This window comes from Curtobacterium sp. SP.BCp, from assembly GCF_051903255.1.
Lineage (GTDB): Bacteria > Actinomycetota > Actinomycetes > Actinomycetales > Microbacteriaceae > Curtobacterium.
Genome location: NZ_CP194338.1, coordinates 550,979 through 564,924 on the forward strand (window position 1 = coordinate 550,979; position 13,946 = coordinate 564,924).

Annotated in this window: 11 protein-coding genes and 1 pseudogene; 2 read left to right on the forward strand and 10 right to left on the reverse strand. The window is 68.0% G+C overall.

The features are described 5' to 3' along the window. Positions 1–22: 22 nt before the first annotated feature. The 10 genes from ACRQ4C_RS02885 to ACRQ4C_RS02930 all read right to left on the reverse strand — a co-directional run bounded on the left by ACRQ4C_RS02885 (position 23) and on the right by ACRQ4C_RS02930 (position 13,008). Positions 23–1,180 carry a glycosyltransferase family 4 protein gene (locus tag ACRQ4C_RS02885; protein ID WP_439690056.1) on the reverse strand — a complete coding sequence of 386 codons (1,158 nt, stop codon included), beginning with the start codon at positions 1,178–1,180 and terminating at the stop codon, positions 23–25. Continuing rightward, positions 1,177–2,406 (reverse strand): glycosyltransferase family 4 protein, encoded by a 1,230-nt coding sequence (locus ACRQ4C_RS02890; protein ID WP_439690057.1) that lies wholly within the window; start codon positions 2,404–2,406, stop codon positions 1,177–1,179. Before ACRQ4C_RS02890 ends, ACRQ4C_RS02885 begins: the two co-directional genes overlap by 4 nt. Next, a complete protein-coding gene (locus tag ACRQ4C_RS02895; RefSeq protein ID WP_439690058.1) occupies positions 2,403–3,518 on the reverse strand; it encodes a hypothetical protein in 1,116 nt (371 codons plus the stop codon). Before ACRQ4C_RS02895 ends, ACRQ4C_RS02890 begins: the two co-directional genes overlap by 4 nt. Positions 3,519–3,631: 113 nt before the next feature. Continuing rightward, on the reverse strand, positions 3,632–4,885 hold the full coding sequence (locus ACRQ4C_RS02900; RefSeq protein WP_439690059.1) for a hypothetical protein: 1,254 nt from the start codon (positions 4,883–4,885) through the stop codon (positions 3,632–3,634). Further along, positions 4,882–6,048: a non-hydrolyzing UDP-N-acetylglucosamine 2-epimerase gene (gene wecB / locus ACRQ4C_RS02905; RefSeq protein WP_439690060.1), complete on the reverse strand. Its 1,167-nt coding sequence runs from the start codon at positions 6,046–6,048 to the stop codon at positions 4,882–4,884. Before wecB ends, ACRQ4C_RS02900 begins: the two co-directional genes overlap by 4 nt. Continuing rightward, positions 6,045–7,154 (reverse strand): polysaccharide biosynthesis C-terminal domain-containing protein, encoded by a 1,110-nt coding sequence (locus ACRQ4C_RS02910; protein ID WP_439690061.1) that lies wholly within the window; start codon positions 7,152–7,154, stop codon positions 6,045–6,047. Before ACRQ4C_RS02910 ends, wecB begins: the two co-directional genes overlap by 4 nt. Then, the gene (locus ACRQ4C_RS02915) at positions 7,151–8,212 is read right to left on the reverse strand and encodes a polysaccharide biosynthesis protein (RefSeq protein ID WP_439690062.1); all 1,062 of its coding nucleotides are present in this window, start codon (positions 8,210–8,212) and stop codon (positions 7,151–7,153) included. The genes ACRQ4C_RS02910 and ACRQ4C_RS02915 overlap by 4 nt, the downstream gene beginning before the upstream one ends. A gap of 78 nt (positions 8,213–8,290) precedes the next feature. Beyond that, entirely contained in the window at positions 8,291–9,694 is a 1,404-nt protein-coding gene (locus tag ACRQ4C_RS02920) for a polysaccharide biosynthesis tyrosine autokinase (RefSeq protein ID WP_439690063.1), read from the reverse strand. A 120-nt stretch (positions 9,695–9,814) separates the two neighbouring features. Then, positions 9,815–10,237, reverse strand: a complete 423-nt coding sequence (locus ACRQ4C_RS02925) for a DUF3060 domain-containing protein (protein WP_439690064.1) — start codon at positions 10,235–10,237, stop codon at positions 9,815–9,817. Between the two features lie 77 nt (positions 10,238–10,314). Further along, a complete protein-coding gene (locus ACRQ4C_RS02930; protein WP_439690065.1) occupies positions 10,315–13,008 on the reverse strand; it encodes a hypothetical protein in 2,694 nt (897 codons plus the stop codon). 199 nt (positions 13,009–13,207) lie between these two features. Here ACRQ4C_RS02930 and ACRQ4C_RS02935 point away from each other — a divergent pair. Both ACRQ4C_RS02935 and ACRQ4C_RS02940 read left to right on the forward strand, forming a co-directional pair. Continuing rightward, positions 13,208–13,411: pseudogene (locus ACRQ4C_RS02935) on the forward strand (Hsp70 family protein); the annotation flags it as partial. A 34-nt stretch (positions 13,412–13,445) separates the two neighbouring features. Next, entirely contained in the window at positions 13,446–13,910 is a 465-nt protein-coding gene (locus tag ACRQ4C_RS02940; RefSeq protein WP_439690066.1) for an aldo/keto reductase, read from the forward strand. The last annotated feature ends 36 nt before the right edge of the window (positions 13,911–13,946 follow it).

A 13,946-nucleotide genomic window follows, 5' to 3' on the forward strand; every position in this document is an offset into this window, starting at 1 on the left:
CGTGTGCCGGGGCGTTCGTCGTTCAGCACCTGCTCTCCTGAAGACCTGCGATCAGATCGAACACGTGTGGCGCTGCTTCTGCACTGCGCCACGAGTCGTAGGTCTCAGCAGCTCGACGCGCACGTTCGGAGCGCTCAGCCACGGGCATCCCCGCCCAGGTGGCGAGCGCACGGCGCCAGGCCGCAACGGTGTCGTCGTGCACGACCGTGCCTCCCCCGGCGGAGACCCTGTCGGACCACGGTGTCGTGTCCGAGAGGAGGACGGGGCGCCCAGCCGCGAGTGATTCCGCGACGGTGTGCCCGAAGTTCTCCCCAGCAGTCGCCGAGACCATCGCGTGCGCATCCGACAGGAGCTCGATCACTCGCTCGTGCGGCACGGACCCCATCCAGTCGACCGTGACGTTCTCGTTCAGCTGGCTGATCAGCGCACGGCATCGCCTCGAATAGGCAGCGTCGTCGACCGGTCCGATCACCGTCAGCGAGATCCGCGACGCCGGGGCGAGGGACACCAGCGCCTCGAGGACGAGGTGGACGCGCTTCTTCGGCGCGATCCGCCCAAGGGCGACCAGCCTGAGTTCGTCGACGTCAGGTGGGAGACTGCGGCTTGCCTTGTCCGGGAGACGGGTCTCGTTCTCCCGGACGACGATCCGCGCCTGGGCACCGACGACCGAACGGATGTGCAGGGCCTCCGCATCGGTTGAGGCGTGCCAGATGGTCCCACGGAAGAACCCGAGCGTGCGCGCAGCGCGGAGGTACCGGAGTTTCTTGCCGGGACGGATGGCCAGGGCACCCGGATCGAACTCGCCGCGGGGCGCGATGACGACCGTGCCTGCGCGCGACAGACCTGCGCGACGGAGGGTCAGCGGCAGGATCGAGAACCGGGCGTCGAAGACGCTGTTCAAGTAGGCGAGGTCGGGTCGTCGCGCGCTCAGCGCCCGAGCGAGCCGAACGACACCGACGAACCCGCGCGTGTCGATGTAGTGCACGATCCGGCGTCCGGCCCGGGCGGTCACCGGCACGGAGAGCCGTTCGCTGCCTCCGAGGTCGCGGTCCCGGGTCAGTACTTCGACTTCGAAGCGGGAAGGGGCCGCGAGCGTGAGCGCGTCGAGCGTCCGGATCGGACCTCCGCCATCCACAGCGGGGACGAAGTACGGCGCCATCACCAGCACTGTGGTCGTCATCGCTGCGTCTCCCGTTCCAGGAGTTCCCACGCGAGTGATCGCCATCGTGCGGCGGCCACCTTCCGGTCGAACTCCTTCAGCGCATGGTGTCGCGCCGAGGCTCCCATGCGGTCTGCGCGATCGCGGTCCGCCGTCATCCGTCCGATAGCGGCGGCGAAGTCCGCGACCACGGTCTGGCCGAAAGGAAGGACGTCACCGACTCCTGACGGCACGGCGAAGCAGGCGCCCCTGGTCGCGGTCGTCACGATCGGGAGACCCGAGGCCATGGCCTCGAGGAAGACGACACCGAGCCCTTCCTCTCGTGATGCGAGCGCGAAGCAAGAAGCGCCTCGCAGGATCTCGGCGAGCTCGTCGTCCGTCGGGGAGGAGACGATGTCGACGTCCCTGGCCAGTCCGAGCTCGTCGATGAGCCGCAGCTCGGCTTCCCCGGGTCGGTGCCTCCCCGCGAGGACGAGTCGATTCTGCACTCCATGGTGTCGCCGCGCGTGGTCGTAGGCGCGCAGGAGCGTCGGGATGTCCTTCCGCGTGTCGTTGAGCCGGCTCACCATGACGATGGGCCCGTCAGCGGCGCGGATCGGGGCAGGTCGGAACGACTCGGTGTCGACCCCCGGGGGGAGGAGCCGGACCGGTCGATCCGTCAGCCCGCGGAGCCGCTCGGCGAGGGTGTCGTTGATGGTGACGATCTCGTCGGGCAGCTGGAGGGCCGATCGGTCCGCCCGTCGCGTGCTCGCTGTCGCCATCCGGAGCAGGGCGCCGCGCACTCCTCGAGTGCTCGAGAGCCGGGCCGCTCGCTCTTCTTCGACGAGCGACGCGACTTCGAGCGCCCACGGGACGGCAGTCCCGGCCATGACACAGCCAAGGGCGGGCGTCCCCGCGATCACGACCGCCGCGTCGCAGTCCTCGACGAGTGCTGTCAGCGCCCTTCGCGGGCGGTACCGGTTCTGCTCGATCTCCGGGAACCACGTGCCCACGTCCCAGATCTCGCGGCGCCCGGGGCGTCGGGTCGCGATCGGGCCGCGGCGCCAGGACGTCGGCCGTCCGACGGACCAGTGCTCCGGTGCGCCGTGGTACATCCGTGGGACGACGAACCGCACCGCCAGTCGCTCGTCCGGTGGCGTGGTGGGATCCTCGAGTGCGTGCTCGACGAAGTCTGCCAACGCGGCCAGACCGCCCCCGAGCGCCTGCGAGGTCCGGTACTCCGGGACGATCAGGGCGATGGTCTTCATGCGTTGATCCTGTCGTGTTCGGGTGAGGTGCGCTGGGGAAGGTGTCCTCGGGTCCGGTACAGGGCGGCGACGCTGCACCACTGCACGACCGCGCCGGTGGCGGTGGTTCCGAGCGCGGCTCCCAGGACGGCGCCGAGCCCGAACGGAGCCACGAGTGCCACGCTCGCGACCCGGACGGCAGCGAGTGTCGCTCGGATGGCCAGGATCCTCCGATCGGACGCGGAGACGCGGTGGAGTGCCTCCGCGGGAGCCGCGGCGACCTGCAGGAGGAGCTCAAACGCCACGAGCGGCATCACCGGATGGACGATGCTCCAGGTCTCACCGAGCAGCGACTCTCCGACGCGGTCCGGGAACAGCGCCAGCAGGACGAGGAACGGTGCGGCGAGGGCGGTCATGCCGAGCGTGTCCCGCACGAGCCGTCGGAGTCCGTCGGGCGCCGACGAGTGAGCGACAGCGCGTGGGAGCAGGACGGATCGGATCGCGGTGAGGACGACCGTCACCGGTCCGGCCAGGGTGCCGGCGCCACGGGTACCGGCCGCGATCGGGAGACCCCCGACGGCCGTGGCGATCCACGTCGAGGCCTGGACCGTCCCGCTGCCGATGAGAGTGTCACCCATGAAGGACGCGCTTCGCCAGGCGTTCATCGGCGAGCGCTTCCAGACGGGAGCGACGTCAGAACGGTGGACGACCGCTGAGGCGTACCCGAGTGTCGAGCCCACCACGGCCCACACGGTGAATGCGGTGAAGGCGTCCCAGGCGCCGCACAGCGCGCCAGTCGCTGCGATTCCCGCGCCGACGGTGGTTCCGAGTTCGATGAGGGCTACGAGACGCACCCGGCCTCGCGCGATCTGGGCAGCACGTACACATTCACGGAGGACGGCCCCGTGAGCGGCGACTGCGACTACTCCGAGCCACGGGAGAGCGAGCGCCGTTGCAGCGATCGCGATGATCGCAGCACCGACGAGTGCGATGCAGGATGCTCGACCGAGGCTCCGGATGTCCTCGGGTCGACGTGCGAGCACGACGAGCGGATCGACACCGCCGGAGCGTGCAACCGCCCCGAGGAGGAGCAGCACCGATGCCGCGATGCCGAACCGTCCTGTGTCCGCCACCGTCGAGCTCCGTGCGACGGCTACGGCGATCACGAGCCCCGAGGCGCTGGTGAGACAGGTGATGAGCAGCGAACCAGCCGCGCGGCTCCGGAGGACCCGCGCGGCCACGGACCTCACACGCACAGCGATTCCCGGGTGTCGTGCGATCGCTCCGGCGGCGCGGCCGGCTCGATGCTCGAGGGTCGCCGGGCCCAGAGCCGCAGGGCTAGGAACACCGGCGTCACGGAGACCAGTGTCTGCAGAGCGTTGATGGGTGCATCGGGCGTCGTGACGAACCACCCCAGCGGGCCACCGAGCACGATCGCGAAGGTCACGATCGCGAAGGGACGGTCGACGAGCCGGTGCCACGGCCGGAGGCCCAGCACGATCACCGCGTAGCCGGCGTAGATCAGGGCTGTGGCGAGGCCGCCCCAGAAGAACCACGCGGTCGCCACCGGGAGGAAGTGGTCGGCCGAGAACGAGGATCCGCCCATGAACACGTTGACCAGGAAGCCCGAAGAAACCGAGGGCCGGTCCGGGTCGAGGAAACGAGGGACGAGTCCGTAGCGGAGCACGTCCCACAGCCCGGGCTGTCCGAGATCGTGGCCCGGGCCGTACTGCTGGGCACGCACGATCAACTCGTCGAAGCGGACCCGGTCGAACGCCGAGACGGAGTCGTCGACATCCACACCGTTGGCCACTCGCTGCTCGTTCCGGATCGCGAACACGGTTGGCCAGATGACCGCGAGGACCGCCACGCTCGCCGCGATCCACGTCCACGGTACGAGACGTGTGAGGAAGAGCAAGGTGAGGAGCAGTACCAGGAACGCCGTTGGACGTGCGGTCAAGTTCGAGAGGTACGCCGCGAGCGCCTGGGTCGCGACGAGCAAGGTCATCCACCGGAGCGCCGCCCAGCGGCTGAGGCCGCCCAGACTGTGCGCCGAGATGATCAGCGCGACCGAGACCCATGCCCATGACACGAACGGAGACAGGAGCGAGAGGACGGCGGTCGGCCCTGCGCCAGCCACCTGCGATGAGAGCGTCCCACCGCCGAGTCTCAGAGACGACAGGTTGGCGAGGACGGACACGACCGTCACGATCCTCGCGACCACGGCGACTCGGCCCCCGTGCCACGGAGGAATGCTGGGACCGGTGTCGGTGACGATGCGGCCCGAGCTCCGCCCGGCGATGAGGACGAGCGCGACGGCGAGCTCCACGACGAACGCGGAGCCGACGGCGAGCGCGCCGGTCTGTACGAGGAAGTCGAGCTCCGGGTTGTCGTTCAAGATCGCGAGTGGCAAGAAGAGGAATGCGTACGGGGCGGCGACGGCCGAGCTGGTCGGGAACCGCAGCGCGAGCCGCACCCCGAGCGAAGCCGCGCCCGTCACGACTTCCGTCGCAGACCGAGCGTCTCGTGGTGCGCGTGCGCCGTGCCGAGGATGAACGCGACGACCCGTCGCGCGGTGTCGGTGATCGCGTACTCCGCCGGACCGGTGACCGGTGCCGCGCCTCGCAGAGCGCGGACGAGGCGAGTCGCCTCGAGCACGGCGGTCCGCTTGACACCCGCCGTGATCATGTCGCCGGTGTCCAGCGCCTCGGGCCGCTCGATGCGGTCGCGCAGGGTCACCGCGGGGAACCCGAGCACCACGGATTCCTCACTGATCGTGCCGGAGTCCGAGAGGACCACGAACGCAGACCGCTGCAGGGCGTTGTAGTCGTGGAAGCCGAAGGGCTCGTGGAAGCGCAGGCAGGGGCGGCGGTCCGCCTCGTCGTCACTGATCCATCGTCGGGTACGCGGGTGCGTCGACACGAGGACCGGCACGTCGTATTCATCCCCGACGGCCTGCACGGCGTCGAGCAGGGCAGTGAGGCGCTCCGGATCGTCGACGTTCTCCTCCCGATGAGCACTCACCAGCACGTAGCCTTCGGGGGCGAGCCCCGTGCGGGTCAGGATGTCGTTCGAGGCGATCGCATCCTGGTGCTCGGCGAGGACCTCCCGCATCGGCGATCCGGTCAGGACGATGCGCGACGGGTGGATGCCCTCGGCGAGCAGGTTCCGGCGTGCGTGTTCGGTGTAGACGAGGTTGTAGTCGGCGATGTGGTCGACCATCCGACGATTGGTCTCCTCAGGGACGTTCTCATCGAAGGAGCGGTTCCCCGCCTCCATGTGGAAGACCGGGATGCGCATCCGCTTCGCGATCAGTGCGGCGACGGCACTGTTCGTGTCGCCGAGGATGAGCACGGCGTCAGGCCGCTCGGCACGGAGTACCTGCTCAACGCGCACGAGGATGCTCCCGAGCACGGCTCCGAGCGACGAGGTGTCCACGTCCAGGTAGTGATCGGGCGAGCGAAGACCGAGGTCATCGAAGAAGACATCGCTCAGCTGGTGGTCGTGGTTCTGACCGGTGTGGACGAGCACGTGCTCGCAGGTGCGGTCGAGCAGCTTGATCACAGCCGAGAGCCTGATGATCTCGGGGCGGGTCCCGACGATCGTCATCACCTTGGTCGGGCGGTCGGTGCTCTGCCTGGAGGCTGTGGTCACGTCGGTCATGCGATGTCCTGGTAGGTGTCGGGTCGGGTTGGGTCGAAGAGGTCGTCGGTCCAGAACGCCGTGATGAGCGGTTCGTGGCCGATGTTGGTGATCGAGTGGCTCCACAGGGTCGGCATGTCGATCGCGACGGGGTCGTCACCGGACACATCGAAGACGCGGCGCTCCTCACTCAGCACACGACGGGTGACGATGCGAGCACGCCCGCTGATCACCACGAAGCGCTCGAGCTTGCGACGGTGGAAGTGGTTGCCCCGTGTGATGCCCGGGATGGTGGTCGATATCCCGGTCTGCCCGGTTCCGCCGTGGACTCGGACGAGTTCCGTGAAAGCCCCTCGAAGGTCGCGCGAAGACCGCAGGGGCATCTCCGGACGCACGTCGAACGCGAAGGAACGGTACGTGTTCAGGAGGTCTCGATCGAAAGCGGTGAGCAGCTCGGGGATCTCCCCGGTGTCGTAGATCGACGCGAGGTTCGTGAGCCGATCGGCGAGTGCGGGGATCGAGAGACGGGTGCCGCGGGCCTCGAGTTCTCTTGCGTCGATCACGCCGGCCAGGGCCTCGGCGACGTCTTGCGCATGGACGAACACGCGCTCCGCATCCGAGCCGACGGGCATCTCGAGTCCGCGAGCGAGTCGGTGGCAGAACGTCGAGGTGACCGTGTTGTGCTCCGGCGCGCCGTGCTCGCCGAACACGTTCTCGATGATGACGTCGACGAATTCGGCACCCCATCGCTGTGCAGCTTCAGCCAGGATCTGCGCGGCTCCTGCCTTGCCTTCGCCGTACGGCGTCGGCTGGGATGCCTGCACGGAGTTCGCGTGGACGACCCGAAGGGGGCGGGCGCCTGCATCGTCGAGCGTGCGGACGAAGCGCTGTGCCAGGTCGACGTTGCCCTCGCGGAGCGCCGCGTCAGGGCCGCGCGTGATGCCCGATACGTGGATTGCCTCCGCCGTTGCAGCGAGACCGACGTGTGTCGGCAGCGATGATCGGAGATCGACGTCCTGGAAGGGACGTCCGAGTGCGTGCAGGAGCGCGCGGAGGTGCCAGCCGACGAGCCCGCCGCGTCCGCTCACGGCAACGAGGCCGCTGTGGCGGGCACGGGTGCCGCTCACGCCGCGATCCTGCTGACGACCCGGCCGGCCTCCTCGAGCTGGTCGCGCACCTGCGGGAGGCTCAGGAGCAGCTCCTCGACACCGGCGACGTCGAGCCGCTCGGCCGTGTGCGAGTCGTAGGCGACACGATCGGTCTGCGACGGGTCGCCCTCTTCCATGTAGGCGGCGTAGTTGAGGTCACGGATGTCGGCGGGGATCCGGTAGTAGCCGCCCATGTCCTCAGCCCGCGACAGCTCCTCGCGGCTCGCGAGGGCTTCGGAGAGCTTCTCGGCGTGGCGCGTGCCGATCACGCGGAAGGGCTCTCCCTCGAGGCCGAAGAGGTTTGCGAGTGCAGCTGCGAGAGCGCCGATGGTGCAGGACGCGGCCTTCTTGACGAAGAGGTCGCCCTGGTTGGCGTGCACGAAGGCGTGTTCGACGAGGTCGACCGACTCGTCGAGCGACATCATGAAGCGCGTCATCTCAGGGTTGGTGATGGTGAGCTGCTGTCCGCGACGGATCTGCTCGATGAAGAGCGGGATGACCGATCCGCGCGAGTACATGACGTTGCCGTACCGCACGCACGACACCGTGGTCGACGCGTCAGGGTTGTTCAGGCCGTAGGACAGCGCGACCTTCTCCATCATCGCCTTGCTGATGCCCATCGCGTTGACCGGGTAGACCGCCTTGTCGGTGCTGAGGCAGACGACGGACTTGACGTTGGCAGCGACGGCCTCGGTGACCACGTTCTGACTGCCGAGGACGTTCGTCCTGACGGCTTCGAGCGGGAAGAACTCGCACGACGGAACCTGCTTGAGCGCGGCGGCGTGGAAGACGTGGTCGACCCCGCGCATGGCGCGACCCACGCTCTCCGGCTCGCGGACGTCTCCGAGGTAGAAGCGGGCGCGCGGGTCCGAGAGCTCGTGGCGCATCTGGTCCTGCTTGGCTTCGTCCCGGCTCAGGATGCGGACCTCTCCGACGCCGCGAGCGAGCAGGCGCTTGGTGACGGTCTTGCCGAAGGAGCCGGTACCGCCCGTGACGAGCACGCGCGAGCCGATGAGCGAGTCGGTGTTGAGGGTCATGTTGGGTCCTGTCTCGAAGAAGGGCCGCCTGTCGCGGCTGTCATTATTCTAGCATTTGACATTTCAACTCGGGAAGCCCTACGTCGCGACTCGTGATCCGCGGTTCATCGAGAGATCGGCTTGGGACAGCTCGGGTGAGTCGCCGTACCCGTACCCGTACCGGTTCTGCTTCGGTTGCACCATGCCGACGACGACGCCGAGTGTCCGGGCGCCCGCTCGGTCGAGGATCTCCGTCGCTTCGCGGAGCTCGGTCGTCCGGGACTTGCCGGCCGCGGTGACGAGCAGTGCGCCGGACGTCGCCGCGGCGAGGATGGCTGCGTCTGTCACCGGTAGCAGCGGGGGTGTGTCGATGAGCACGTGGTCGTACTCCTGCCCGAGCACCTTGAGGAGCTCCGCCATGCCTTCTGAGGCGAGCAGATCGGCCGGGTTCGGAGGAGTCGGACCCGCTGGGAGGACGCTTCCCTTCGAACCCCATGGCTGCAGGACGTCTTCGAGTTCAGCGCGACCGATGAGGACATCGGTGAGCCCTGCACCGTTCTCGATGTCCAGACGTGAGCCCACTGCGGGCCGCCGCAGGTCGCAATCGACGACCACGACTCGCGACCCGCCCTCCATGAGTGCCGCAGCGAGGTTCAGGGTCGTGGTGGTCTTGCCCTCGCTGGCTTGGGCTGACGTGACGACGAACGCATGTTGATCGTGTTCGGTGTCGACGAAACGCAGGCTTGTCCGGAGCTCACGGAACGACTCTGCGAACTGGCTCCGCGTGTTCCCCTGTACGTACACCGGCGCGCGGCTCATCTCCCGGTTCTTCGGGATGACGCCGAGGAGCGGGCGGTCAGTGCTGTTCTCGACTGAGGTCCGGTTGCGGACCTTGGTGTCGGTCAGGTCCCGGAGCAGCGCGGCGAGGATGCCGGTCGCCAGCCCGCCGCCGATGCCGAGCAGGAGAGAGCGGGTGGTCTGCGGCGTGGCAGGTTCCGTCGGCTCGAGTGCGGGCTGCACGGTTCGGACCGAGACGGGGCTGGGTGCGTCAGTCTTCGGTGCTTCGAGGTCGTCGGTCACGAGTTTTGTGAAGCTGGCGGCGATGGCGTTCGCGGTGTCGGCGGCGCGTCGGGGCGAATCGTCGCGCACCGTGATGTTCAGGAGGACGGATTCGTTCGGGGAGAAAGCGCGTACGGAGCGCGCGAGGTCGTCCGCAGTCATGTCGAGTCCGAGCTCGTCGATGGCCGGCTGGAGTACCCGTGGCGTGGAGACGATGTCGACGTAGGAGTGCACGCGCTGCTGGGCCGCGTTGCCGCCCTGCACGAGGTCGGTCGCCGACCCGCTGTCTGCTGATGCGACGGTGATGTAGAGACGGGTCGTCGCGTCGTACTCGGGCGTAGCGAGGCTGATCGACCCCCCGGCCGCGGCGAGGCCGGCGGCGAGGAAGCCGATGACGACGGCCCAGCGACGGCGGAGGGAGCGGAGGATGTCCGGGATTTCCATGAATGCTCCAATCGAGAAGGTTGAACTATTCTAGCATGTGATATTTCAAACTGGCTGGTCGCAACGAAAAGGGCCACCCTCACGGGTGGCCCTTGCTCGCGCCTCAGGTGGTCGGATCGATCAGTCGATCGTGTTGCCACTGCCCTGATCGTCGACGGCGGGTTCGCCGTCAGTCACGTGCACCTTGTTGTTGGCTCCGAGGAGCAGGATCTTGTCGACCTTCTCGACTCTGATGTCGAGGTTGTCCCCCTCGACGGTCAGGGTGTTCGTCGCGCCGATCGTGTACTTGCTCCCGGACCCGACCACGGAGACCGACTCGCACCCGTCTTCGAGGGAGTGTTCCCCGCCCTCGTGGTCCAGGACCGCCTGCGTCCCGTCGCAGGCGTTCTGGTAGGCGGCCGGCGTGTACTCGTCGCTCGGCGCCGCCTTCTCGGAGGCGGTCGGCTTCGGGGAGGGCGAGTTGTCGGAGTCCGCGGTGCACCCTGCCAGCAGGAGTGCGGCAGACGTCGCGAGAACGACGGCGGCGATGGATCGGGTGTTCATGATCGGGTCCTCTGATCGTTGTGTGTCCAGGCGTCCGGGCGGGGTGGGTGTGGCCCCGCCCGGGCGGGTGGTGGGTGTTAGTTGGTGGTGGGGGTCATCGTGTGTTCGATGCGGTCGGTCTGGCCGTCGGCGTTGTCCTGGGTGATGACGACGGGGAAGACCTGGTTTCCGAGCTGGCGGGTGATGGACCAGGTGCCGGTGGCCTTGACGGTGGTGGTCAGGGCGTAGTCCGGGTAGTCGGTGCCGAACGGGTAGAGCGTCACGGTCGTGCCGGGGCGGGCGGTGCCGGTGAAGGTGAACGCCTGACCGGGGGTGTGGGTGAACGACGTGGTGGTGTCGGTCAGGTCAGCGGGGTCGCCGAGCCAGCCGGTGGGGGCGAGGAAGATGTTCTCGATGAGGTTGACCTTCGACGCGTCGGGGCTGTCCTGCTTGACGGCGAGTTCACGGTAGGTGGTGTTGCCCAGGGTGCGGGGGATGCTCCACTGACCGGTGCTGTCGGCCACGACGGTGATGTTGTAGCCGGCGTAGGCGGGGTTGGTGAACCCGAACGGGTTCAGGGTGACCTGCGCGCCCGGGGTGGCCCGGCCGGTGAAGGTCTGCATGCCCGGGGTGAAGAAGTCACCGGCGGTGAAGTTCATCGTCAGGTCCGCGGGCTCGCCGACCTCGGCGAAGGGGCGCATGTTGAGCTTGTTGAGCTCGTTCGTGACGCCCTGCTGCGCGGTCTGCTTGATGGAGAACATCGCGTAGGTGGTGTTGCCCAGGCCGCGGCTGATCTCCCACTCACCGAACTGGTTCACCGTGGTGGTCAGGTTCGCGGACGCGTAGCCGGCTTCCCAGCCGAACGGGTTGAGGGTGATCGTGGTGCCCGGGGTGGCCTTGCCGGCGAAGACCTGCGCGCCGGGGGTGAAGGTGCGGTCCGGGTGCGAGGTGAACGTCACCGACGCGGCCGTGACCGGGAGGGACAGGCTCGCGGTGTCGGTCGAGGACAGCGCGCCCTTGCTCTTCGCGGTTGCGGTGATCACGATGTTGCCCTGCCCGAGGCCGGTCAGGGTGCGGCTGAAGGTGCCGTCGGTGTTCGTGACGTCGAACGAACCGAACTCGCGGCCGCCCGAGGTCAGGGTGATCTTCGCGCCCCGCGACGAGGTGCCGGTGACGGTGACGGTGCCGTTGGTGTTGGTCGCGGTGACCTCGACGGCCTGACCGAAGTCCGCCGTGACGGGCGTCTCCGGCGAGGTCTCGCCGTCGATCGACTGCGTGATCGTGTAGTCCTGCAACCCGAACGCGCCGGTCAGTGCCAGCTCGAACGCTCCGTTGACGACCTGCGGGGCGCCGATCACGGCGTTGCTGCTGTCACGGATCGTGACCGTCGCGCCGTCCCGGGCCGTGCCGACGATCTTCGCCTTCTGCGTCACGTCCGCATCGAACACGACCTCCGCGGCCGGAGCCGGCACCGCGGTCTCACCCTCGTTCAGTACGACCGTATCGGTCTGGACGTTGCCGCCCTTGGACTTCTGCGTGACCGTCAGTGTGTGCTCCGAAGCGTTGAGGTCCTCGGTCGTGGTGAGGTTCCACTGCGAGCTCTGGAACACGTTCGCGCTCCCGACCAGCTTCGATCCTTCGTGCACCTCGACTCGCGAGCCGGGCTCACCGGTACCGCTCATCTTGAGCTTGCCGCCCGTGTGCGCGAACCCGTCTTCAGGGCGGGTCACGACGAGCTGCTTGCCGTAGTCGATCGAGACCGCGGTCTTGCCGGTCTGCTCACCGCCGTAGGACTGGACCACATCGAAGTCGTAGGCGCCGGCCTTGTTCGGAGCCGGGAGTTCAACCGCCCAGTCACCCGAGTTCGGCACCTCGTCCGAAGCGACGATCATGTTCCCGTTCTCATCCAGCGCCTGCACGATGGCACCGGGCTGCGCCGTGCCTGAGAGCGTGACGAGGTCGTCGCGGTCCGCACCGAACTCGTGCTCGACGGTCAGATCGGCGATCTTCAGCTCGACGTCGAGGTCGAACTCGCCGGTCTTCTTCTGGTCGACGTACTGCTCGAGGTGCACGGGGTTCTTGCCGAGCTTGAGGCGCTCGAGCTCGTACGTCCACTCGCCGTCCTCACCGACCTGGACCTCGACGGTCTCGTCGGCGCCCCAGGAGATCGTGACGAAGGATCCGGCCTGTGCGCGACCAACGAGGACCGCGGTACGACCATCGACGTCACGCGACTCGATCTGCGCCGAGAGCCCGGGGGCGGCGACGATCTCCCAGGGGGTCGTTCCGGAGTTGGTGAACTCAGGATACCCGACGGATGACGCTCTCCAGTTCGTGATCTCGCGTCCTGGTTGACTTGCGACGTGGAGATGCCCGTCCTCGAACGAGAACGTCGTGCTGGCCGATGGGTTGGTGCAGTAGGAGGGAACGCTCACGGTGAGCAGATTGTTGCCCTCGACGATGCAGCTCCCCGAGCGGGCGTCGCGCAGTGTCTTATTGAGCGAGTTGTAGATCCACTGCGCGCTGTGACTCTTCGCTTCCTCGAAGGTCGAGAAGAGCCGGCTGCCCGAGGTAATGCCGCTGTTGGACCAGAATCGTCCGTCCGGCAGCTTCCCCACAAGCGGGGCGGGCGCCGAGTCGAACTCGGTGTCGATCGCCCGTGCCGAGGGCCTCGAGTCGGCTGCAGGGGCAGCGGACGCCGAAGCGGCACCGAAGGACAGGCCGGAGGTCAGGGTCGCGATGGCGAGCGCTCCAGCGCCCAGGCCCTTCGCGAGCTTCTTGTTGCGTGACATGGAGGGGTCCCTTTCAAGGGGATCGGGGCCGCGTGGGTTGTACGGGGCGATCGGGTCGCCCGCGGCTCGCGGTCTTCAGCTTGGCGGGAGAACCCCGCATCTCGTTAAATATATCCCATTGGCATCTGAAATACAAACCGCCGCGATAGCTGCGAATTGAGCCACTCGGACGCAGCTTTCAGTCACTGAGCGTCAACACATGGGACGTGCAGTAGGCATCGACCTCGGAACCACCAGCTCGGTCGTCAGCGTGCTCGAGGGCGGCGAGCCCACGGTCATCGCGAACGCCGGGGGCCTCCGCACCACGCCGTCGATCGTCGCCTTCACGAAGGACGGCGAGGTCCTGGTCGGCGAGACCGCCAAGCGCCAGGTCGTCTCGAACGTCGACCACACCGTCGCTGCCCACCGTCTCGGACTTCGTCCCGACGTGGAAGGCCATGGAGGAGCTCTACCGCGCCGGGACCGCCCGCTCGATCGGCGTCAGCAACTTCCAGGCGCACCACCTCAACCGCCTCGCGGCCGAGACGACCATCACCCCGGCGGTGAACCAGATCGAGGTGCACCCGTACCTCACGCAGGACGAGCTGCGCGCGTACGACCGCGAGCACGGCATCGCGACCGAGGCGTGGTCCCCCATCGCGCAGGGACTCGTCCTCGACGACGAGACCATCACCCGCATCGCCGGCAACACCGGCAAGACCCCGGCGCAGGTCGTCCTCCGCTGGCACATCCAGCGCGGCGACATCGTGTTCCCGAAGTCGGTCACCCGCACCCGGGTCGAGGAGAACTTCGCGATCTTCGACTTCGAGCTCTCCGACGAGGACATGACCGCGATCACGTCGCTCGACAAGGGCCACCGCACCGGCCCGGACCCGGACACGTTCGACTACGTCCCGGCCTGATCCGGGACGACGCCAGGTCCGGAATGACAGAGGGGC